20 protein-coding genes are annotated in these 24807 nt (G+C 36.5%); 4 read left to right on the top strand and 16 right to left on the bottom strand.

What is annotated here, in order from left to right; genetic code table 11:
* Positions 1-10: 10 nt before the first annotated feature.
* The gene (locus NSQ08_RS15990; RefSeq protein WP_098636326.1) at positions 11-919 is read right to left on the bottom strand and encodes a VOC family protein; all 909 of its coding nucleotides are present in this window, start codon (positions 917-919) and stop codon (positions 11-13) included.
* Between the two features lie 222 nt (positions 920-1141).
* Entirely contained in the window at positions 1142-2053 is a 912-nt protein-coding gene (locus tag NSQ08_RS15995; RefSeq protein WP_061676035.1) for a VanW family protein, read from the bottom strand.
* Between the two features lie 464 nt (positions 2054-2517).
* Here NSQ08_RS15995 and NSQ08_RS16000 point away from each other — a divergent pair, with 464 nt between their 5' ends.
* Together NSQ08_RS16000 and NSQ08_RS16005 are read left to right on the top strand one after the other, a co-directional pair.
* Positions 2518-2844 carry a hypothetical protein gene (locus tag NSQ08_RS16000; protein ID WP_002087720.1) on the top strand — a complete coding sequence of 109 codons (327 nt, stop codon included), beginning with the start codon at positions 2518-2520 and terminating at the stop codon, positions 2842-2844.
* Positions 2845-2959: 115 nt separating this feature from the next.
* Positions 2960-4051: a DUF3900 domain-containing protein gene (locus tag NSQ08_RS16005; RefSeq protein WP_002014380.1), complete on the top strand. Its 1092-nt coding sequence runs from the start codon at positions 2960-2962 to the stop codon at positions 4049-4051.
* 313 nt (positions 4052-4364) lie between these two features.
* Here the strand turns inward: NSQ08_RS16005 and NSQ08_RS16010 are convergent, their stop codons facing one another.
* From NSQ08_RS16010 to NSQ08_RS16045, 8 genes are all read right to left on the bottom strand, one after another.
* The gene (locus NSQ08_RS16010) at positions 4365-4712 is read right to left on the bottom strand and encodes a hypothetical protein (RefSeq protein WP_340776794.1); all 348 of its coding nucleotides are present in this window, start codon (positions 4710-4712) and stop codon (positions 4365-4367) included.
* A gap of 340 nt (positions 4713-5052) precedes the next feature.
* Positions 5053-5898, bottom strand: coding sequence for an exonuclease (locus NSQ08_RS16015; protein WP_340776798.1), 846 nt, complete (start codon positions 5896-5898; stop codon positions 5053-5055).
* A gap of 189 nt (positions 5899-6087) precedes the next feature.
* Positions 6088-6288 (bottom strand): cold shock-like protein CspB, encoded by a 201-nt coding sequence (gene cspB / locus NSQ08_RS16020; protein WP_001179147.1) that lies wholly within the window; start codon positions 6286-6288, stop codon positions 6088-6090.
* Between the two features lie 218 nt (positions 6289-6506).
* Entirely contained in the window at positions 6507-7406 is a 900-nt protein-coding gene (locus NSQ08_RS16025; RefSeq protein ID WP_002087724.1) for a WD40/YVTN/BNR-like repeat-containing protein, read from the bottom strand.
* Between the two features lie 16 nt (positions 7407-7422).
* Complete coding sequence (locus NSQ08_RS16030; RefSeq protein WP_340776803.1) at positions 7423-7866, bottom strand: flavodoxin; 444 nt, start codon at positions 7864-7866, stop codon at positions 7423-7425.
* A 142-nt stretch (positions 7867-8008) separates the two neighbouring features.
* Positions 8009-8629, bottom strand: a complete 621-nt coding sequence (locus NSQ08_RS16035) for an acetate uptake transporter (protein ID WP_000070943.1) — start codon at positions 8627-8629, stop codon at positions 8009-8011.
* 86 nt (positions 8630-8715) lie between these two features.
* Positions 8716-9111: an NUDIX hydrolase gene (locus tag NSQ08_RS16040; protein ID WP_340776806.1), complete on the bottom strand. Its 396-nt coding sequence runs from the start codon at positions 9109-9111 to the stop codon at positions 8716-8718.
* Positions 9108-9449: an ASCH domain-containing protein gene (locus NSQ08_RS16045; RefSeq protein WP_012261378.1), complete on the bottom strand. Its 342-nt coding sequence runs from the start codon at positions 9447-9449 to the stop codon at positions 9108-9110. Before NSQ08_RS16045 ends, NSQ08_RS16040 begins: the two co-directional genes overlap by 4 nt.
* A gap of 139 nt (positions 9450-9588) precedes the next feature.
* On the opposite strand from NSQ08_RS16045, the gene NSQ08_RS16050 reads away from it, so the two are divergent.
* A complete protein-coding gene (locus tag NSQ08_RS16050; protein ID WP_340776810.1) occupies positions 9589-10146 on the top strand; it encodes a CatB-related O-acetyltransferase in 558 nt (185 codons plus the stop codon).
* Positions 10147-10193: 47 nt separating this feature from the next.
* On the opposite strand, the gene NSQ08_RS16055 is transcribed toward NSQ08_RS16050, so the two are convergent.
* The gene (locus NSQ08_RS16055) at positions 10194-17666 is read right to left on the bottom strand and encodes a DUF7507 domain-containing protein (RefSeq protein ID WP_340776813.1); all 7473 of its coding nucleotides are present in this window, start codon (positions 17664-17666) and stop codon (positions 10194-10196) included.
* A gap of 117 nt (positions 17667-17783) precedes the next feature.
* Here NSQ08_RS16055 and NSQ08_RS16060 point away from each other — a divergent pair, with 117 nt between their 5' ends.
* Positions 17784-18533 carry a (S)-benzoin forming benzil reductase gene (locus NSQ08_RS16060; RefSeq protein WP_002033594.1) on the top strand — a complete coding sequence of 250 codons (750 nt, stop codon included), beginning with the start codon at positions 17784-17786 and terminating at the stop codon, positions 18531-18533.
* 35 nt (positions 18534-18568) lie between these two features.
* Here NSQ08_RS16060 and NSQ08_RS16065 read toward each other — a convergent pair whose 3' ends face one another.
* From NSQ08_RS16065 to panF, 5 genes are all read right to left on the bottom strand, one after another.
* Complete coding sequence (locus tag NSQ08_RS16065) at positions 18569-19402, bottom strand: GNAT family N-acetyltransferase (protein ID WP_002014365.1); 834 nt, start codon at positions 19400-19402, stop codon at positions 18569-18571.
* 45 nt (positions 19403-19447) lie between these two features.
* Positions 19448-20977: an argininosuccinate lyase gene (argH, locus tag NSQ08_RS16070; protein ID WP_340776818.1), complete on the bottom strand. Its 1530-nt coding sequence runs from the start codon at positions 20975-20977 to the stop codon at positions 19448-19450.
* Between the two features lie 101 nt (positions 20978-21078).
* A complete protein-coding gene (locus NSQ08_RS16075) occupies positions 21079-22188 on the bottom strand; it encodes a serine hydrolase (RefSeq protein WP_340776821.1) in 1110 nt (369 codons plus the stop codon).
* Between the two features lie 117 nt (positions 22189-22305).
* Positions 22306-23238 carry a nucleoside hydrolase gene (locus tag NSQ08_RS16080; protein WP_002033591.1) on the bottom strand — a complete coding sequence of 311 codons (933 nt, stop codon included), beginning with the start codon at positions 23236-23238 and terminating at the stop codon, positions 22306-22308.
* A 134-nt stretch (positions 23239-23372) separates the two neighbouring features.
* Positions 23373-24806 carry a sodium/pantothenate symporter gene (gene panF, locus NSQ08_RS16085; protein ID WP_002087740.1) on the bottom strand — a complete coding sequence of 478 codons (1434 nt, stop codon included), beginning with the start codon at positions 24804-24806 and terminating at the stop codon, positions 23373-23375.
* Position 24807: the final 1 nt, after the last annotated feature.

Below are 24807 nucleotides of genomic sequence, written 5' to 3' on the forward strand. Positions count from 1 at the left end.
CTTTTTCCTTTTATACTGCTTCTATTTCAAACTGCACTGTAATACCACTTGGGTCTACTACATTAAATCCATTTGAAGTTTCATTTATTTCATGTTGTTTTTCTATTAATCTTTCTTTCACTTCATCTAACGCTTCTTTATGCGGTAGTACTATCGTATACACTTTTAGTCCAGTTGCATGTGCTGGTGGATACGGATTATTTACTCCATTCCACGTATTTGCACCGATATGGTGATGATACCCTCCTGCCGAAATAAATAAGCAATCATCTTCACGCTGCTGCACTTCAAAGCCTACTGTTTCTACATAAAACTCATGTGACTTTTCTACATCAGCTATTCGTAAATGGACGTGTCCAACCACCGTTTCGGCTGGTAAGCCATCAAACTCATAATCAACGAGCACTGCCAGTTCTTTTAAATCAAGTGGCGTACTTCCTCCTGGCCCTTCTCCCCACTGACCTCGAGGGCGATCTGCATAAATCTCGATACCATTCCCCTCTAAATCTTGTAAATAAAACGCCTCACTATACGTATGATCACTTGCACTATTAAATCTTGAAATTGGCAAAATTTCATTTGAATATGTATAACGTCCTTCTTGCTCAGCCGGACTATCAATTACCTTTTTATTGCGAATAACACCAAATAGTGCCGAAGCAAAAGCTTCACGAGTCGGAACTAAAAAGGCAACGTGATATATACCCGTCGTACGCGGTTCTTGTAGCGCTGCATCTTCCAACTGCTCAAGAACAAGTAACGTATTCTTACCACCTTTTCCTGTTAAATATGCTTTATTCCCCTCTTCCTTACTTACCTCTAACCCTACTACATTCTCATAAAAAGCAATTTGACGCTCTAAATCTTTTACTTTAAATTCGACATGACCAATACGTGTTTTCGGATGAATTTGTACCATGAATAACTTCCTCTCCTAATCCTTTATTTCAAAACAAACTAACATCGCCGTTACTATGAAGGATACAACTAAAAACACACTATGTAAATAAGAAAAATCAGAATTCATAGTTTTTTAAGAAGGCCATTAATGACAAAAAGCCATCTCCTCTGAAATTCAGAAGAGATGGCTTCAATTATAGAAACTATAAATATTTTACTTTCTTATCCTTTAACTACATATTTATTTCATCTTATGTACTTCAGCAACTAACTTTCCGCCTTGAATGCCCATATAAAGCTTAACAGGAGCATCATTCGTATTTTCAAATACTAAGTCTAAATATGGATAAGCAATTGTAGCATCTCTTCCCTGAGGGACATAACCTACTGTTTTAGAATGTGTAGTTCTCTCTACCATTTTCAAACCAGCTTGATCTGCTGCATTGTATAGCGTTGATGATGTTTGACAAACGCCACCACCATAACCATCTACTAATTTACCATCTACAATTTCTTTACCTAATTGATATCCTTTATCTGGCGTTGTATCACCAATTAATGCATTAAAAGAGAAACTGTCTCCTTTTGCTAATACAACTCCATTTATGCTCGCTGCCGACAAACGAATATTCTCAATACGGCCACCTGCTGATCCACCTAAATTCGTTTCATATCTACCAATTACCGTGCCACTTCCTTGCGCATCACTTAATGTTGCGGTAGGCTTTTTCTCAACGATAGGTAACTGATATGAAGAATCCCACATACCAACGTTTAATAATTTATCTACTAATTCTTTTTCCATTAATTCAAAAGAAGGCTTTCCTTCTTGCCATGATCCATCAGCAGCTATACGTGAAGGAACCATCTTTTTGTCAACGCTTTTCCCAACTTCACCTGCAACCTTCGTTACCGATTTTTTGAATTTCGCCTCATCTTCAAAATAACCTAAGCTCGATAAGTCTATTTTTTTCACTTCAGTACCAGTACGCCCATCCACTAAGCTAATTGAATCCTGTACATCAGCCTTAGCCTCTACAACGTTCCCACCAAAATCACTTACTAATGCCACATCACTTACTTTTGTGCCACAACCACTTACTACAGCTACACATAGCACCCCTACTAATATACCCTTTATTTTTCGGAACAATATACTCTCTCCTTTTCCCCAACATTATTTCTTATGTAATATTTCATTTTTATGTATGTTTTGTTACAATCATTTTACAATATATTTAGAAAATGTTACAAGTTATTTTTTACTCTATTAAAATTACTCTTTTCTTTTGTAAATGTCTATACATATTTATATAAATTTTCGAGTTTGATAAGATTGTAACTTTTATGTAACCTATCTCTATCCAGTATATACCATTCAACAGATGAAATACAAATGTAAAACCCTTTCATTTCACCTCTCTATTCACCTGCATGCTTCAGAAACCGTAATACCCCTTTCTCATATGTGATCATTATTAACAACTTAAACCGAGCTTTTATCGGTAAAAACAATCATTCACTTCAGGTATATAGGTATTTGCCGTGCCACTACTCCGCTTTTGCACATACATTATGATGAATTTAACCTATTATAAAGAAATGGAGGATGTTTTTATGTATCCCTACAATCCTTATGATCCATATAACCAATATGGTTACCAACCTCAGTATGATTTACAGGCACAATACCAACAATATATAGATCAAACAGAACAAGTTAATCCATATGATCAAAATCGACAATTTCAACTTCCAATCTCTTTCCCTGGTACTGGAAACCGTCAATTAGAAAGACGAGTAAATGAGCTTGAGCAAAGAGTACGTCAACTAGAAAACACAGTTGAGCGTCATACGCGTAGATTAAACCGCTTAAATCAGCGTTTACGTACAGTAGAAAATAGGCTAAATATTCCATTTTCAGCATTAGAAGACGGATTTTAATTTCGAAAATAACAAATATATAAGGAAGGGGCTCCCCCTTCCTTATATAAATTGACGAAAGTTTTTTCCATCTCTATACTGATAAGAGTTAATGAAATGAAACAAGGTGATAAATATGGATTTTGAAATAAATTTTCTTTCCTTTTATGTAGTACAAGTAGAAGGAAAAGGTGAAGCAGTTGATAAACGCTATAAACATTTTCAAACATTAGACGCTGAAGAGTATGAAGATAGCTCTTTAAAAGAATTTTTGAATGGTGAATTATTAAAAATTTCAAAGCGAAAAGTAGAACGTCACGCAAAAACAGAACAAGCCCCAACAAAGATCGGTCGCTTTATTGTAGAAGAAGGTCATGAACTCGATTCAAACCCTCATTACAACTTATTTAATCGTATTCGTTTTGCAGAAACAAAAGAAAACTTCAAAGATATGAGCGAACCTCTCGTTTATACATACCTTGACACAAGCGCTGTACGTGGTGGTGTATTTTTAATCGCTCAAGCAAAACTACGCAAATACTTTGATGATCCATTCGTATTCGTAATGAAATGTGACTTCGAACCAAAGGTTGCTTCCATTTCTGATGAATCAACACTTATTCGTAACGTTGAAATGGCCATCACAACAAAGAATATGAAATCTATCCAATATCCATACATGCCTGAAGAAGGTATGGTGGAGCCTGGCGAACTAAAAATACACCAAGCATCACACGCCCGCTACTTTGAAGACTTCTTAAAATTCGTCGAATACGAACGCTCTATGCCTGAAATTATGAAAACACAAGTAATGGACATGGTATACGACCAAATTGAAGATGTATTTGAAGAAGGTACTGAAGAACGTGAACAGTTCGACCAAGCGATGGAAGTATGGGCTGCCAGTCCGAAACGCGAAATTATGGAACAATTTTCAACAGAAGAAGTAATGGAAGCTACCGCTCAAATCGTCGAGCACGCCCCTGAAGTGGAATTAAAGCTAAAAGCAGATCATATCTCTGTGAAGGCTTTGCTTGCTGATTTCGGAGACCTAATACATATTGCAAAGGTAAACGACCGATATGTATTAATGATTGAGGCTGATACACTTACGTTTGAGAAAGGCTTCTCTCCCATTGAGTTTTTGAAGCCGGATGAATTACAAGACGTAATTGAGCGGATTGAGAATAAACAGCAGTATTCTTATGATCCGAATGGGATCGAATAAATGCTTCCATATACCTATTTTTACTGAGCTCTATTAACAAGCGCTCTTTTATTTGGGACATAGTTGACATTTATACTAAAAACCGATTCTACTAAGAATCGGTTTTTCTTCTTTATAACAAATATGCTTATTTTTAAAAAATATTTTTGCTCCAAGATGACATTTCTTGTAGAATCAAGCAGATTCCTTCCTTGTTGTACAAGCGTATTTCCATGAGAGACATCTACTTCAATATTCCTATTTGACCAAGTCCTTCTATAAGTTTTTGGTGTTTTTCCTTTTAGTCATTATGTATGTTGTTAAAATGAAAATTTCACTTTACTACCTCAAATTTATTGTACTCGTAAAAAGATAATTGAAAACGATATTCCGGATGCTCTCTCACCCAATCGTAGGCTTCTTCTAAAATATCCATTTTATTTTGCACGTCATTAAGTTCACTACATTCGTTCCTTTTCTGTTTACATAGAGGACAGGACCCACCCACTATCTCGGCATTCATCGCACGAATCGTTTTACTTTCTAAGTCAACTACTAGACGAAGAATAAGAGAATGCTCCGCTTTTGTAGTCACCATCATTTCAGCAATTCCATCCTCATTCCAAAAGACACCATTTAATTCCATCTGTACGGTGACATCTTTGATTTCCAAGTCTATCACTATCACACCTCCCTTGTATAAGACTCTTACCTTACTCTTCGATTTTAATCTTTAATACACCACGAGCTAAAGATATATTAAGCTTTTTCCAATTCTTCTTCTTTGCTATGAAAGGAAGTGTAATTAGTGCAAATAGTGTGGTAAATATTATCAAAAAACTAAAACGGTTAAAATGTTAAAGATTACTCCCATTAAACTACACTCTTTTCTATGTATATCCGTACTAAAAACAACAAAATATTCCATTAACAATACAGGACAAGCCGTGAATTCTCCAACTAAACTTCAGCAACTTAATCCTGAAGTCTAGTTGTACATATGAATAAAATAAATTTTATTACTAACTTTCTTCTACTACTTTCTCCATCTCAGCCAAATACCTAAGCTGCCGCTCCGCTTTTCTCACCGCAGTAGGAAAGTGTTTTTTCAGAAGTTCTACTGCTGATTCACTTATATAATATCTTTCCGTTATACTTTCCCATGTGTCACTACTTTCAAATGCACTCCATACAAAAGGACGCTCTGTATTTTTTCTCAGTTCTTTAAACACCCATTTCCGCATCCTTTTTTTCGCTTTTTCTGTTAGTTTTCCGTTCTTTACAAGTTCAAGCTCACCATGTCTCTTGTATCGCTTGTTAATATCTCTCTCGCCATATACTTTCAGAAAGATATTTGCTGTATTCTCAGCATCTGCTAAAGCCCGGTGCTGCTTCCCTTCCCACATTAAGCCGAGCTGATCCACTGCTAATTGTAAACTTGGTGTATGCTCAAATAATTCTTCATACGCCTGAAAAACAAATTTTTGCACATCAAATCTACTCTCTTTTTCCATACATGGGCATTCTACACCGTATAATGTACAATCTTGAGATAGAAAACGGTAATCTTCTTTTCCCCATGAAACAAATATTGAATCTTCTCCGATGAACTGAATAAATTTCTCTATAATTTGAGGGAAATTCCCTACACCTATTAAATCTTTCTTTGTAATTCCAGTTAATTTTGTTGTATGACGAGTTAATGGGGCACTTGGTTTTACTAACTCTGAAAATTCTCCAATAACCTTCATTGTACTCACATCTATTTTTACAGCTCCAATATCAACTATTTCTGACGGATCTTCTGATTTATACGGCCTAAAATTCCTTTCAATATCAAACACAATGAAGTGTGTAGCGTTTTTCAATTTATTTACCTCTTTCTAAATTCCTTTTCACACACATACTTTATTTTCAGTATTTATTTATTAATGCACTTTATGCATGAAAAACTTCGCATAAAAATCAAAAATTCAGTCTTATTATTACATGTACATAGGAGGATATTCAATAAAAACGCAAAAAAAAAGAAGGGCAAGCCCTTCTTTTTTTCATAATTACTTCTTGTTTACGTTTGTAGCTTGAGGTCCACGGTTACCTTGTTCTACTTCGAAAGTAACTTCTTGACCTTCTTCTAAAGATTTGAAGCCGTCGCCTTGGATAGCTGAGAAATGAACGAATACGTCTTCTCCGCCTTCAACCTCGATGAAACCGAAACCTTTTTCTGCGTTAAACCATTTTACTTTACCGTTTTGCATTTAAAAAATCCTCCTACAATGTACCTATATGTACATATTCATTTTCAACCACTTTACAATAATACATCATATATTAAAAAACTGCAACCCCAGAGGAGATTTAACATTGCTATCCTCCTCGGAAGTTACAGCTCATTTAAATCTCTATATTATTAAAAGTAAAATGGTTTAAAGTAACTATATCATACCAATATAATAAAAGTAAAGTTTTTTTAAAGTTATACAGCTTTTTTTTTCCACTGCATCGTTTTTAATTCACCTGATCCAGCTACAACATAGCCTTCTTTTTCATTAACAATGCGCCAACCATGCCCTTTAACCGAATCACATACTGTAACAATTCCTTCTTCAAGAAGCACACGGCAAACAGTGCTAATTCCCGCCTTATTTTGCGTTGACGTTGTATATAACACATGTTGATCCACACTTAAATCTAAATAACTACTCGCTTTTTGTTCACTTTGACATGTATGCCAACCTATTTTATCACTTTCGATACTCTCATTTATTCTGCAAAAAGAAATATTTCCGCTAATCCCCTTGCACGATCCACTTGCCGCTACTAAATAGGAATTATGTATAGTCAACGCAGAAATCATCTGATTCATCGCTATTTTAATCCTTTTTAATTTACGTGTCTCTAAATCAAAAAGCCAAACACCACCATATTTAGTATGTATTTTCGTACCGATAAATAAGTAATGTTTATATAAAAATAATGATCGAATAGATGGTGCCTCACTACCGTAATTAAGAAATGGCTGAATAGTCTCCCATGTGGAACCAAAATTATTAGAATGATACAGTGTTTTATCTCCATGAGCAATTACTGTTCCATTCTCATTACTACATACATTCCAGCTCGTTGCTTTCGTTGGAAAGCGCTGGATCGTCCACGTTTCTCCACCATTCATACTACGAATAAAAACTCCTTCGTCTCCTACTCCGTAAACTACGTTACCTTCACTATGTAAATCTCGAATTCGTTTTTGGAAACCAGTTAAAGCCTGTTTCCATTCTCCATCTTTTTCAATGAATAAACCATTATATGTAGTAGCTAACAAAAGCTTTCCATCTCTTAACTTTGTAATAGCAGTTGCACTTAACATTGTTTCCACGTTGACACTCCCGTTCCTAGAACTTCTCGGCAAAAGCAATTGCAAAATCACTGCATTTTTCAACGTCTTCTTTATATTCTGGAGCTAATTCAATTTTCAATCCTTCTTGTACAAGTTCTGCCCCACATTTTACAAGACGTTCTTCAAATATCGTTACCGCTTCACAAAACAGTTCATACGCCGTATCACCTGATCCAAAAACAGCCACTTTTTTACCCGTCAAATCTATATTTTCTAACTCATCATGGAAATCTTCCGCTTCAAATGGTAATTCACCATCACCCCACGTATAAGATCCTAAAATGATTCCATCATAAGCTAATAATTCTTCAGCATCCATACCTTCCATCTCTTGTAATACTACTTCATGATCAAAGGCATCTAAACTTACTTTAATTAAATCAGCAATACTCTCTGTATTCCCTGACATACTTGCATACGCTATTAAAATTTTCGCCACTTTGGCATCCCCCTCTTACAATAAATGATTCTCATTCTCATTATTTTAATAATGAGAATCAATTTCAATTATATTTTTTGCTATTTTATTTTATTCCATAAAAAAAAGAACAGATGACTATACAATCATCTGTTCTTTTTTATTACTTTTTAAAAATACCAAAGGGTTTTCCAACTGGTAATACAACTTTTCCGAAGTGTGTATTTAACACAGCTGCTGCTGAACCATAGAAAGATAATAATGAAATACATAGTTCAGAATACGCTGCTAAATTATGCATTGCGTGCGGCATAACACCTAAAGTACTTAATGAAAGACCGATAAATAAGAAATCAATAAGGACGAAAATCATAAATAATACTTTATGTGTTTCCATTGCACCAATTGTCATAAAGATCGTGAAAATCAAGTATCCGATAAAGGCTACACCGAGCTGTTTTGAATCTGCAGTTTGGGCTAATTTTTCACCAAATACTCCAAGTTGAATTAACCAAGTCATTCCAACACCTAACCAAAATAGGCCGTACGCACCAAATGCTGTTGTACCGAACGTATTGTTGTGCTTTGCATCGTGAATGCATGCAAAGATTTGTGCAAATCCTCCTAAAAAGATTGCCCATGGTAATACAAGTGAAACGCCATCTGTTAAGCCTAACTTTTGAGATGATGCTACAAGTGTTACCATCGCTAATCCAAATAGACCGATTCCAGATGGATCTGCTGTTGTCATTTTCACATGATGTGTAGTAGTTTGATTGCTCATATAAACCTCCTGATTATAAACATACTCGAATACAATACTTAAATCAGAAGGCTATGTCAATGGTTTTTTTTGTATGTTGTCAGACCTTATATTCCATAATAATCAAATACACATTTGGCCACATCATAAGGTTTTACATTTAAATTTGGCAACTCATTTACCGGTATCCATAAAGGAATATAACTCCCTCTATCTTTCAGCTCGAACTCCTCGCCTTTACCACTTCCGAAAACTCCACCTATAATATGGGCATTATAATAATACTCCGTACCTTTATACTCCACCTTTGCAATCCGATGCTCCACTTGTATATGTACCCCTAATTCTTCATAAACCTCTCGCTTCGTTGCTTCTTCAGGCGTTTCTCCTTCTTCAATTCCCCCGCCTGGAAAAACAAAATACAGCTCACCTTCTCGAACACGTTTTATAAGAGCGATTTTACCACCTTGTATAATTATAGCTGCACCGCGATTTCTTCTCACTTTATTACCTCAACACCAATCGCAACTGTTCCCCATTCTTTTTCTTGTTCTTTCGTATATATTCCGTATGTACTTTCTAACATTTCTTTTATACTAAGTTCTTCACAATCAAATAATTTTTTATCAATTTGTTCGTACATTGCTTTAAAGCTTTCGTATCGTTTTATCTCCGTTACTTTTACAGCCATCGTTTCTGCTGTCGTAAGGTTCGTAAATACAATTTCATCGTCTTGTTTTATAAGTTGACGTTTTCTATCGTATAAGCGTACTTCATATACTTTTTTTCCTAATTGAATCGACTGAAAAGGTTTATTATATAATCCCATTTCGTATCTCATACATTTCACTCCCTTTTATTCATCTTACCTACTAACATTTTTGCACATTACCATTTCATACAACATAGTTCGCCTTACTTCACCTTGCATATAATGTTCCATATCCATTACTTTCTTTAGAGAGGATGCTAAAATTGGTATGTTATATTTAAATCAAAAACCTGAATATAATAAATATGATATCGGTGATTATACTTACAGTAAAGTAGGCCCTATTATTTTTTCTTGGAATGATGAAACAAAATTAAAAATAGGTAAGTTTTGTTCATTAGGAGAAGAAGTCGTTTTCGTACTTGGCGGTGAACATCGTGCTGATTGGATAACAACTTATCCATTTAATGTCCTCTTCGAAGAAGGAGCACACATTACTGGTCATCCTTCTTCAAAAGGTGATATCGTAGTCGGCAATGATGTATGGATTGGTTATCAATCCTGCATTTTATCTGGTGTTACAATTGGTAACGGGGCCATTATCGGGGCCAAGAGTGTTGTTACAAAAGACGTACCTCCATATGCAATCGTCGCTGGTAATCCTGCCAAACTAGTTCGATATCGTTTCCCGCAAGAAATCATTGAAAAACTAGAAAACCTTGCATGGTGGGACTGGGACATTTCCGTTATAAAAGGAGCTATTCCATTTCTACTCTCCAACAAAGTCAACGAATTTTTCACTTCTCCCGAAGAAGAAACTACTTGATCTAAACAAAAAGAGCATCCTATTCTTTCAGGATGCTCTTTTTGTGTTTATTTTTTATTTATTCGCAACTGATTACACGGAGAACAGTGAAATGGAATTTTGTCTAAACAATTAAAGTTTGTTTCACAAATTTGTTCTATCGTTGGAACAAATGGAATGACAACTATGTTACTATCTATTATTTGTGTAACAGGTGGCAATACTGTGCCTACTTGATGTTCGAAGCGAATACTCGCTTGATTAATATAATTTCCTGAACCACTTGGTGCACTCTGAACTGTTACTTGGAACGAAACTGTCCGTGCTTCACCTGGATTTAAACTTCCTATAAGAAACCCTGATACTGGGCTTACATTTGGCACTGGCGTATTATCAACAGTTACACTTCCAGGAACAAATCGAAAACTACTATCTAACATATCTTGAAAACGAATATTTTGTATCGCTGTATCCCCCGTATTCGTAATAACTGTCGTAAACGTAATAACATCGCCTATCGTTGCTGATTGAAGATCTGCCGTTTTTACGACTGTTGTTGAAACATTTTGAGGAATAAACGGGATAACAACTGTATTACTATCGCCTTCAACTACTACTGGCGGCTCATTAGGATTTACAGTTGCAAGCCCATTCGCTGTAGCTGTATTTGTTAATAAGTTATTTATTTGCCCTCCTGTTATTACAACTTGGAAATTAATAATTGCTGCATCATTCGGCTGAAAATCACCTAAAAGGATACCGGTATTCGGATTGGCAAATGGAAAAGGTACATCATTTACCGTTACCGTGCCATTTATAAATAACGTATTTGGGTCAATGATGTCTGTTAAAATAATATTCGTCACAGGAACTGTACTATCATTTATAACAGCAATTCCGTAAGTGACAACATCTCCTACCATTGCTACTTCAAAGTTTGCTCCTTTTGCAACAAATAAGATTGCAGTATTTACCGTTACAATAACTGTATTACTCGTGTCCATCACTGTAACTGGCGGTTCCCCTGGTACTAAAATATATTCTGCCGATACCCCAGCAACGTTCACCACTGTACCACCATCTGGAAAACTTGTAATTGTAGCTTCATATGTTACAATCGCCGTCTCACCGACTGGAATGTCTAAAATCGTAAATCCAACCTGCGGATTTACTCCTGGACGTGCTACTCCATTTACCGTTACACTATTTGGTACAAAAGCCGCTTCCGGAGATAACACATCAATAAATTGAACATTCATTGCATCAGCCGTACCAGTATTTAATATGCGAACACGGTACGTTACCGTTTCTCCTACTCCAACAATTGAATGATCTACTTCTTTCAGCATATCTAAACTGCCTCTATTTACTGGTGTGACTGTCGTATTACTTGAATTCGTAATTGTAAACGGTGGTTCTCCTGGAATCAATTCGAAATCACCAGTTACTCTCGCTGTATTCATAATGCTACTAGAAGGCGGAATTACGATTACATTTACTTCAAATGTGATTAGTATGCTATCTCCTACTGCAAGATCCGGTAATGAAAAGCCTACAAAAGGATCTAAACCTACTTGTGGAATCCCATTTATCTGTACACTCCCTGGAACGAATTCTAAACTAGGTGATGGAACGTCAATAAATTGCACATTTGTCGCTGTTACCGTTCCTGTATTTGTAACTTGCACACTATACGTTAACGTATCTCCTAATCGTGTCGCCTGTTTGTTGACAGTTTTTATAACATTGAATCGCCCTCTATTTACCCTTGTTATTGTCGTATTACTCGGCTCTGTTACTACAACTGGTGGTTCTCCTGGTACTAAAGTAAAACTTCCTGTTATATTTGCAACATTCGTTATCGTTCCTGAAGATGGAATATTTGTCACTATCGCTTGGAACGTCACTATAGTCGTATTGCCAACAAGTATATCGCCAATTCCAAACCCAGTAATCGGATTCAAACCAGGTTGCGGAGTTCCATTTACCGTTACACTATTTGGTACAAATGACGCTCCTGCTGAAATCGTATCAATAAACTGAACATCGTTAGCTGTTACTGTTCCTGTATTCGTTATTTGCACTGTATACGTTAATACATCTCCAACTAAGGTAGCAGCTCTATTGACTTGTTTAATAACATTAAAGCTTCCTCTATTTACAGTTGTGAGCGTTGTGTTACTTGGCTGATTTACTATAACTGGTGGTTCTCCTGGTACTAATATAAAGCTTCCAGTAACATTTGCCGTATTGGCAATTGTTCCGTTTGATGGAACACTAACAACGGTTACTTGGAACGTGACTTCTACACTTCCCCCTGAATTTATATCTGGAAGTGGGAATCCATTATTAGGATTGAACCCAGGTTGTATCACACCACCTATCGTTACACTATTCGGCACGAATGCTATAGAGGAAGGTAATACATCACTATATTGAATATTCGTCGCTGTCACTGTCCCTGTATTTTGAACTACTGTCGTATATGTGATTGTATCGCCTACTGCAACAATTGGCTCACTTACTGATTTTAAAACATTCAAACCAGGTTCATTTATTTCGGTTAATGTCGTGTTACTTGTCGTTGTTTCAGTAATAGGCGGCTCTGTTTCACTTACAGCAAATGTAGCCGTAACATCTACAAAGTTAACAACTGTTCCACCTTCTGGTATGCTCGTTACCATCTCTTGATATGTGACAAGTACAAAATCATCTACAGGTATATCTGGAACTGTAAAACCGATAAAAGGATCTAATCCTGGTGCTGGTACCCCGTTTATGCTCACACTTCCTGGTACAAATGCTACACCCGCGGAAGTAGTATCTATAAATTGAACATTCGTCGCTGCCACTGTTCCAAAATTAAAAACCAATACATCATACGTTAAAATTTCTCCTACAGTCGCTACTTCTTTATCTACTAGTTTTAACGGAAAAATAAACGCTATATTAATTGTCGTAACGACTAAATTTGTTAATATCGTTTCCGTAATCGGTGGTTCCTGCGGATTTGGTTGTGAAGTAAATGTAACGTCTGCATCATTTAATATGACTTCATTATCTGGAATTTCTGTAATCGTCACTCGGAACGTTACCTCAATACTTCCACCATTAATTAATAATGGAGTAACTGTAAATCCTATTTCTGGATTTAAACCAAGTTGCTGCACCCCACCTATCGTTACACTATCTTCTAAAAATGTCGTTCCTTCTGGTATGACATCTTGGAAGAACACATCTGTAACAGGTATAATTCCTACGTTTGAAATTAGCACGGTATACGTTAATACATCCCCAACCGCTCCAGTTGCAACGTCAACTGTTTTGGTTGCTGTTACTTCACCAGGAGGAGGTAACGGTATCGTAACTACTGTCGTATTACTTGAATTTGTCGTTGTTACAGGGGGCTGTAAAGGATTTAATAAAAAAGTGGCCGTAGCAGCTGCCGTGTTTAGTACGGCTCCACGCGTGGATGGCGCAACTACTGTTACTTGGAACGCTACAGTCAATGATGTGCCAGCAGCTATATTAGGAAGCGTAAAACCTATATTTGGATCAAATCCAGGTTGAGGAGTTCCATTTATCGTTACACTATTTGCTACAAATGTTGTTTCTGGAGCAATTGGATCAATGAAAGAGACATTCGTTGCTGTTACCGTTCCATTATTTCTAATGACAACAGAATACGTGTAAATTTCTCCAAGTGCAGCTTGTTGTACAGATGAAGATTTTTGTATATTTAACTGTGCCGTATTTACCTGTGTCACTACAAAATTACTATTCGTAACAGTCGTTATAGGAGGTCCTGCCGGATTTATAAGAAAACTTGCAGTAACGTTCGATTGGTTTCTTATATTTCCACCGCTCGGAACGCTTGTCACTGTAACTTGAAACGTAATCGTAGCCGTTTGCCCGACCGGAATATTTGGTACTGGGAAACCTGCCATAGGATCCGCGCCTTGCTGTACGACTCCGTTTATTGTCACACTATTTGCTACAAACGCAGTACCAGACGGAATTGGATCTTGAAAAATAATATTTGTTGCAGGAACAGTTCCTGTATTTTGAATAAGAATCGTATACGTTAACGTATCTCCTACTCCTGCTTGAGGTGTGTTTACACTCTTTATTACATTAATTGATCCTACATTCACTCGCGTCACAACAATATTACTAATCGTTACAATTGTAATTGGTGGTTGGAGAGGACTTACTTGGAAATCCGCAGTTACATTCGCATTATTCGGAAGAACTCTATTTGGTGGTACACTCGTGATCGTCACTTGAAAAGTAACTGTTACCATCCCTCCTACTGGAATATTAGCAAGCGGAAATCCAGTTGTCGGATCTAAACCAGGTTGAGATATCCCGTTTATTGTTACACTATTCGCAACAAACGTTGTTCCAGATGGAATTGGATCAAGGAATGACACATTTGTCGCTGCTACCGTTCCACTATTTTGTATACGAACTGTATACGTTAACGTATCTCCTACTCCTGCTTCAGTAGCGCTTACGCTCTTCATTACATTTAAACCTGAAGAATTCACCACTGTCATAACAGTATTACTTGGTACTGTTACAGTAATCGGTGGCTCTGTTGGATTTACAAGGAAATCTCCAGTTACATTCGCATTATTTACGACATTATTTCCTTGGGGAATTTCATCAATTAATACTTCAAACGAAACAATTACACTTACGCCAGTAGGCAAATTATTTAGTGGGAATCCAAGTTCTGGATCTGCTCCTTCTTGTAAAACACCATTAACTAATACACTGTTTTCAATAAATAATGTCCCTTGCGGAATTGAATCTTGGAAAAATACATTCGTCGCTGGTACACTACCTGCATTTATAATTTCGATTGTATATACTAAAACATCCCCTACCGTTGCAACATCCGTATTGACTGATTTCACAACTTCAAAATCCCCCGATTGTACAGTTGTGTTAACAATGTTACTAGGAACATTAATTGTTACTGGTGGTTCGCTCGGATTCACTTGAAAACTTGCTGTTACATTTGCTTGATTTAAAATATCTTCATTTGGCGGATCCTGCTCAATTAATACTTCAAATGTAACTACAACTGTCTGAGCCGCAGGGATATTCGGAAGAGAAAATCCTGAATTTGGATTTAGTCCACTTTGTGGTGTTCCATTAATTGTTACAGAGTTTGCAACGAAAGAAACCGCTGAAGAAGTAGTGTCTTGGAAAAATACATTTGTTAACGGAACGTTACCTGTATTTTGGACGGCAATCGTGTATGTTAAAGTATCACCTACTGCCGCTTGAGCTGTATTTACTTCTTTTATTACATTTAAACCACCTGTATTAACTTGTGTTACAACGGTATTCGTTTGCCTATTAATCGTTACTGGCGGTTGATTCGGAATAACGACGAAATTAGCAGCTACATTACCCCGATTCGCAATCGTGCCTCCTGATGGGGTAGATGTAACTCGCACTTGAAAAGTCACCGTTCTACTTCCACCTGGAGATATATTCGCTACCGTAAACCCAGTCGCTGGATTTGCCCCAGGTTGCGAAACTCCATCAACAGTTACACTATTTGGTATAAAAGTCGTTCCAATTGGGGTTGGATCTTGAAAAATAACGTTCGTCGCCAGTACATTTCCTGTATTTTCAATTGTAACGGTGTACGTAAGAACGTCATTAACTGTCGCAAAAGCTCTATCCACTGTTTTTCTCGTTCTTATATCAGCTATATTAATAGTAGTAAATACAGTATTACTTGTCGCTTGACCTGAAATTGGTTGTTGGCCAGGCACTGGAGTAAAGTTAAATGTTACACTTGCACGGTTCGGAATTGGATTTACAAGAGGATTAGATGTTACTCGAACTTGAAAGCGCACTACAGTCGTTTGTGAAGCATTAATACTTCCAAGATTAATACTACTTGATGGATTCGCTCCTGGACGTGCTACTCCATTTACCGTAACACTATTTGCGACAAATGTTGTTCCTGCAGGGATACTATCAACAAAAATAACATTGTTTGCAGCAACATTCCCATTATTCGTGACATTAACTGTGTACGTTAATACGTCATTAAGCGTTGCCGTCTGTAGGTCTACAGATTTTTGCATACTTATAGTTGCTTGATTCACTGTCGTTTGTACTGTATTTGAAGAAGACGTACTTGTAATAGGGGGACTACCGACAAAAGGACGGAATTGATATGACACCATTGCACGATTTGGAATAGGGTTTGGGTTCGGGAACGATGTTATTCGAACTTGAAATGTAACAATTCTTTGCGTGTTATTTGGGATTGTACCTAAATTAATTCCATTCGCTGGATTCGCACTCGGTTGTGTTACTCCACCTACCGTTACACTACCTGCTACAAATGTCGTTCCGTTCGGAATACTATCTTGTAATACAACGTTTTCTGCACTTCCTGTTCCTGTGTTCGGGACCGTAATCGTATAGGTGAGAGTATCCCCTACCCCTGCAACTGTTCTATTAACCGATTTAACAGGATTAATGATTGGACCTGTCGCATCAATTTGAACACCAAAACCAGCTGCAGCGTATCCATCTCCATTTGTGACAAAGCGAACAGTTGCTGACGTCTGATTGTTTACTAAAGAAGATGAGGCGTCTACATTCGTAATATCCCACCCTTGTCTTCGGACTGCTAAAGCGATTCCTAACGGCTGATTCAAATCTCCAAATGTGCCGCTCGTATCTAGATTGCCACTATCATTACAAATTTGTGATTGAAAGAAATTATTCGCGGGGTTTCTCGGTCCGAATAATGCGACTGTAGCATTTGCATTCGGTCCAAAGCGAAGCTGATCTCCAACAATGTTAGAATCACCTTCTTGAGCAGTTACGAGCACTCTTCCTGTAACAGCTCCTGTTGCTGGAGTAGCAAATCCTGAAATAGTAGCATCAACTGGCGGGGATGAAGCATCGATAATTTCTTGACCTGCATATACTGACAAATTCCGAAGTGGTAAACTTGCATTTTGATAAACTACCTCAAGCGTCCAGCCAGCTGAACGACTGATTGTTGGATCAGCTGAAGTTCTTGCAGCTGGCACGGCACCTGTTGTATATGTGCCTGCCCCACCTGTACTTACAAGATTCGTTACATTAGCAGAGCGAGCATAATAAAACTGGTTTCCTACCGAACCTTGCTGCGCGGTAGCAGGGTCTGGCGTAACTGAAAATGTTCCTGCTGGTGTTGTAAATGTAATATTATCATTTAAAAATGGTAATACATCTTCCGTATCAGTCCGGAAAGTACCAGCCCAAACCAACTCTGCATACAAAATACTACTCCCTGCCGGAAGGTTTAAAATTGCACTTGAAGAATTCAATTGCCAGTCATCCGTTGTTCCTGCTGGGAATCCTGGTACTTGTAACGACGTATTTACTGTCGTAAATACAGCAAGTGTACCAAAAATATTACCTGGCGCAGGCGATGTAGGACTAAGTCCCAACGTATTCCCAGTGAACGTGACGGCACCAGTTACTGTTGTTGTAAAACGATTCATAAAAGGCACACAATCATCTCATTTCATTTATAGTAAAAAGTGCTCTATACTATAAAATGTAGACAAACTATATAATGTACGTTGTCCAACAAAATTCCACATATATGGAGAGGAGTTTACTATACTATGCGCTACGTTATCGTAACAGGAACTTCACAAGGTTTAGGTGAGGCAATCGCCGTGCAATTGTTAGAAGAAAATACAACCGTTATCTCTATTTCTAGGAGAGAAAATAAACAGCTTGCAAAACTCGCAGAGCAAAACGACAGCAATTGTATTTTCCATTCCATAGATCTTCAAGATGTACATAATTTAGAAACTCATTTTAACGAAGTCTTTTCATCTATTCAAAAAGACAATGTCTCATCGATTCATTTAATTAATAATGCAGGAACACTTGCACCAATGAAACCTATTGAAAAGTCAGAAAGTGAACAATTCATTACGAACGTTCACATTAATTTAATCGCACCAATGATCCTTACTTCCACTTTCATGAAACATACGAAAGACTGGAAAGTAGAAAAACGCATTATAAATATTTCATCTGGAGCAGGAAAAAATCCTTATTTCGGATGGGGAGCTTATTGTACAACGAAAGCCGGTGTAAATATGTTTACACAGTGCGTAGCTACTGAAGAAGTGGAGAAAGAATATCCTGTAAAAACTGTCGCTTTCGCACCCGGTGTTGTTGATACAAATATGCAAGCACAAATTCGTGAAACAAATAAGGAAGACTTTATTAACTTAGATCGATTCACCGCATTAAAAGAAGAAGGAAAGCTACTGTCACCTGAATATGTTGCGAAAGCTATTCGTAACTTACTAGAAACTGAGAATTTCCCGCAGGGTGAAGTAATTCGAATTGATGAATAACAAAGAGGCACACTATAATAGCGTGCCTTTTCATTCTATTTCTCTAAAAATATGAGTACAGACTCCATCATCTTCTCATAACCAATCTCTTGATAAATTTTATTTGATGTTGGATTTGCCAGGTCTGTATATAATGTCGTTGTTTTGTAACCTTCATCTAACATACGTTGACTAAGTGCAGCGACACAACTAGATGCGTACCCTTTTTTCCGAGCTTCTTTCGGTGTATATACGAAATTAACTGTTATATTGTTTGTAGTCGGTCTCGTTTTTGCAGCTACAGAAACAATCTTCCCGTCTACTTCTAAACCAAATAGACGATGATTAGTAATTAATGTATGAGCAGTTTGTTTCGCTTCTTCTTTCGTAGTAGGAAGCTTCACATCTTCGCAAAATTGATATATCCACTGCTCTATTAATGTTAGCTCATCACTACTTACTTCTCGAAAGATTCCATCTCCGTTCCACTTTTTCTTTACTTGTTTTAATTCATATATACCTTGCTCCATTGCAACATTAGTTTTCTTATTCTCTAACACTGCAATCTCTTCCGCTAATTTCTGTACGATTTTTTTATTACCAATCAATCCAGGAATATTTGGATATACTTTCGTTAACTCTTTTGCAAGTTCCTTAATAGCTACTGCCGAAATCTCAGACGTAGCAACAATTATTTGTTTCTTTTCTTCTGTTTGAAGAAATACAGCTGCAATTTCTTCCTCTTGTTTTGCTACTCCTATAAATATCGGTTCTTGGACCATTTGTAATACACCTAATATGAGATTATTTTCCTGCTCATTCTTCTCTAAAAATGGTGTAACCTCTTCTGTAAAATTAAGAATCTCTTCATATACATGTAATTGAATCATCGACAATCTCTTCTCTCTATTTATAGTTTCATTAAGTATTGGCGATTAATTCATTAAATCCTTCTTTTGCGATTTAATAATATTTGAAACTAATGTGTTCAAATCATTTTCAGCATGTAACACTCTCTTCTTTTCCTTCTCAAATAGCTCTTCTTCTTTTCGAAACGATTCTTTACGTTTATTAATCATACGCTCCATCTCTTTTTTACTCGGTCCACCATATACATTTCTTTTTTGAATAAAAGCTTCTGGTGATATAATTTCTTTCCACTCTTCTTCTAATAAATTTACTTTCAAATTTTCTTGTAAGTATACATTTATGTCTTTGAAATTTAATTCATGTAATTCTTTCTTCTGCTGCATAGACATATTCGCAATCGCACTTGCTGCATGATGTGCATGCCGAAATGGTATTTCATAGTTTTTTGTTAAAACATCTGCGAAATCTGTAATCGTAATCGCGTGTTTATATGAACGACTTTTTAACGTTTCCTTTTCTACTTTCATCGTTCGAATAACTGCGTTCATCATACAAAAAACACGAATCGCCTTTTCGATTCCTTTATATAAATACGGCTGCAAGTCATCCTCCGTATCGACAATATCGCCAAATGGTGTATTATGAATCATTTGAAATACAGTAAATGCTTCCCCTAAAGCACTACTCGTAATAGCACGGGCATGTTCTATTGAAACAGGATTTCGTTTTTGCGGCATAATACTACTTATTTGCACATATGGCTTCGCTACAGTAATCCCATCATATTCTTTCGTCGCTAATAGTAAAAAATCATGAATCCATCTACTCGTATTCGTCATAATAACCATTAGTAACGAGCTAACTTCTAATAAATAATCTGCTCCAGCAACAGCATCATATGAGTTCTCAATTACATTTGTAAACCCAAGTAACTGTGCCACTCGTTTTCTCTTAATTGGGAAGCTTGTTGTAGAAAGGGCAGCTGCCCCCATTGGAGAATGATTTAAAAGATGATACGCTTTTTTCATTCTTTCTAAATCTCGTTGCATCGTATCATAAATTGCCAAAATATAATGACCAAATGTTGTCGGCTGCGCCGGTTGTGTATGTGTATACGCGGGCATAATTGTTTCCATATGTTCACCGGCGAGCTCCAGCATACTTTCTTGCAGCAATAAATGATGTTCCATTAACCTCAATACAAATTGCCGTAAACTCATGCGATACATCGTTACACCCATATCATTTCTACTTCTACCGATATGCATATTACTTACAAATTCACACTTTGCTTCTTGAGAAAGCAAATGTTCAACTAAGAAAAAAAGATCTTCATGTTGCTCTGAATATAGCAACTTCTCCTTTGGAATCCCCTCTACTTTTTTAAGTGCGATTAATATAACTTTCGCTTCTTCTCTTTTCATTAACTTCTCTTCAGTTAACATAGCAATATGTGCCCTATGCACTTGAAACATATCTTTTAATAAATAATTACGCTGAAAATTAAATACGTGCTGTAATACACAATCTACATATGTTTTCCCAGGGAAATCAGCGCCTTCATTCTTAATAAACTCTTCTTTACTCTGTTTCATCACCTTTTCCCCTTTCGCCTAAGTGTTACTACCCATCATACCCAAGGATGGTGAAAAAGTGCTTGTACATAAAAATAAACTCGGCGCTCATAGCACCGAGTTTATTTAATAAAAGTCGCATCATACTTATCACTTTGCAACACTTGAAAGTGTAGATTTGCTAAATGTTTACGTATTTCAGCACTGTCATCTTCATTTAAATTATTTGCCAAGAAAACAATTTCTGTACAGTTTCCGCGTTTATCCATTGCATAAACTGCTTTTGTTACCGTCCATGGTGTATAACCATTCTTTTGTCCAGCATGCCTGAATGTTTTACGATATTTCTTTGCGCTCATATCTGTTTCAACGATATTCGCCCACACTTTTTCTTCCGCTTCTGTAAGACCACCTTGATGATTTGCCTTTTGAAGCAGTACCATATAATCGTTAGCGGAAGCAGCCGGCAATCTATCCGACCAAATTTTGTCGTAACGTTCCTCTAAATACAGAGGAATTTCCTTCTGTAATAATGGTCCCTTCTTTTTTAAGCGTTCATGAATAATCATAGCATATTCACGATATTGCTCTTGAGACATTTCTTTTAACTTTTTCTCTATTTTATATTTTGGAACATGTAATTCTTTATGCAAATATCCCGGAATGTATAAAGATGAAACAATCGGAAATAGCGGTTGATGTGCAGGAAGTGCTAAACTTTGTAAATTCCGATTAATATTGTCTAATCCTAATACCTCCATTAAATATTCAGTATTTGCATTAGAACTAAACTTAACCATTCCTTTTGCAACTTCTTCTAAAGAAACCGCTCCTTCAGTTATCTTTTCTTTTTTTTGCAAATAATTTTGCCATCTATCTTGTGCACCACCATCTGTACCCGGCACATAATAACGATTCACATCATTAATTGAAGCGAAACTAGACGGATCGATTTTCCCCTCTGTAACTTGTTTCGTATATTCAAGCGCCACAATTAACTTCATCGTACTAGCAACTGGCAATACAACATCCGGATTTACAGAATACACGACTTTATCATTTCTTTTTATTAAAAGTGCACTATTCTTTTCATCTTTATGTTCTTCAATAAAGGATGCTATGTACTGCGCATCATCATTATTTGAACTCCACACTTTTTTCACTAAAAAGTTACCTGATATCAGCAAAACAAAAATACCCACAATCACTGCGCATACTATAGTTTTTTTCAAGTAAAATTCCTCTCCTATTGTGTAACTCTTCTCTATTTATCTCTTAAAAACAAAATAATGGAGATGATTGTTTAAATAATCATCTCCATTATTTTAACTTGTATGCTACTATTATGTCTACGTCATAATTTTCACAAAATCCTCTAGAAACTTTTTATAATGTAAAGACCAGCCAATTTTAACCCAATTTTTCAACGCTTTTGCTTCAGGTTGCGGGCGAAAATCAGCGATACTTTCCCCTTTCGCAACTCCAACCGTATCTACATCAACACGACGATACACGTAATCTAAAATAGATGGATTTGCCGCTACCATCATCGTTACTACATCATGCACTGGGCTCCCTGTTATTTTAGGATTCAGATTTTTATAAGCTTTATAATAATAATTGAAAATCGGTTCTATTAATTTCTTGAAATTCGTTTTAGAATGTTTCGTAATGTATTTCACCATCTCCGGTGTAATAATCGCTTCTGATGTAACGTTAAGCGGTATTAATGTCACATTTTTTGCATTTTGCATAACTAATTGTGATGCAATTGGGTCACCATGAAAATTGGCTTCCGCGACTGGTGTAACATTTCCGGGCATTAAAAAAGCTCCGCCCATTATATAATATTCTTTCACATACTTCATCATTGGTTTTTCTAAAATAAATGCCGTCGCTAATGTTGTTGATCTGCCGGCATCAACAATGATTAGTTCTCCTTTATATTTTTCAATGATATCGAAAAATGCACAAAAAGGTTTAATATTGGGAGAAAAAGTTTTAGGAGGCTTAATAGGTCCCAAACCGTCTACCCCATGAATTTCCGGATAATATGTTACAAAATCCCCAGATAAAGGAATTTTCGCTCCATTAATAACAGGTATATCTTCCCGGCCCGCCATTTGCAATAAATACGCCGCATTACTCGTCGCCTTTTCCTGTGTTACATTCCCATATCCTGTTACTACTCCAACAATATCAATATCAGGATGCAATAATCCATACATAATTGCTAAAGAGTCATCAATTCCTGGGTCTCCTAAAAATAATATTTTTTTCATAGACCTCAACTCCATCCCATCAATTGTTATTACTTTATGAATACATGACGGAATACAGAATGAAAAAGATAAATTTTGTATAAACAAAAAACGTAGGAACTTCATATTAGAAGTTCCTACGTTTTTCTATATTTTCATGCTACTTTTTTCATCGTAACCATACTACCAATTATATAAGAAATAAATGCAAAGCAAATCGGGAAAACAACTGTATGTATACCGAATGGATTAGGGTAGCAAAGGTGAATAAACATATAGGAACCTACTCCAACTAAAATAGATGCGAGAGCTCCAGTTGCATTTCCTTTTTTCCAATATAAACCTAACACAATCGGCCAAATGAACGCTGCTTCTAAACCACCGAAAGAAAATAAATTTAACCAAATTAAAAAGTCTGGTGGCTTAATAGCGGCAGCATATACGAGTAATCCTACGATACCAGTAATCAATAGGCTACCTTTCTTTATCGTACTATCCGCGGCATCTTTATTTATGTAGTTCACATATATATCTTTAATAATTGACGAACTTACAAGTAATAATAATGAGTTCACAGTAGACATTATCGCTGCCATTGGTGCAGCTAAGAAAACTCCAGCTAACCAAGGTGGCAACACTTCCATCGCGAGTAGCGGCATTACTTTATCTGGTACCGTTATGCCTGGAAGGACTACTCTTGCAAACACACCTGTTAAATGCATACCAATCATAATTGTACCGACGACAACCGTTCCAATGATTAATGCTTGGTGCATAGCTTTTGAATTTTTATAAGACATAGCACGCACACTAATTTGCGGTAATCCAACGACACCAATCCCAATTAAAATCCAAAATGATGTGACATATGATTTCGTTAAACTTCCATCCGCTCCGAACGGTGTTATTAGATTCGGATTAATTTGAATAAGTTCCTGCATAATCTTTTCAACTCCGCCACCAGCAATGACAGTAGCAATTAAAATGATTGTTGTTCCGACTAACATAATGATTCCTAATAACGTATCTGATAAAGCGACTGCACGAAATCCACCAATTAACACATACACAAGTACAGAAAATGTAAATAAAAATAGTGCCGTTGTGTAGGAAAGTCCTGTTAGCGACTCAATTAATCGTCCGCCGCCAACCCACTGGGCTACTGTTGCTGAGAACAAAAAGATTATAATACATAACGCAGAAAGAACAACTACCGCTTTATTATTGTATCTGCCCTTTAAATAATCAATAAGCGTAATTGCTTCCATCTTTCTAGCGATAATTGCAAACTTTTTACCAATAACCGTTAAAACGATATATCCTGTTACAACTTGAATCGCTGATAACAGCACCCATCCAAGACCCATATTGTAAGCAATACCAGGCCCGCCGATAAAGCTACTTGCACTACCGTACGTAGCAATCATCGTCATAGCTAATAATAAGCCACCAAGTTCACGCCCACCAAGAAAATATTCTTGTAAAAATTTATTATTAGCGGTTGCTTGTACACGTCTTGATGCATATACACCAATTAAAAACACAACGATAAAAGAAATTATCATTGGGATTATTACATACCAATTCATC

This window comes from Bacillus sp. FSL E2-8887, assembly GCF_038007205.1.
In the GTDB taxonomy this organism is placed as follows: Bacteria; Bacillota; Bacilli; order Bacillales; family Bacillaceae_G; genus Bacillus_A; species Bacillus_A mycoides.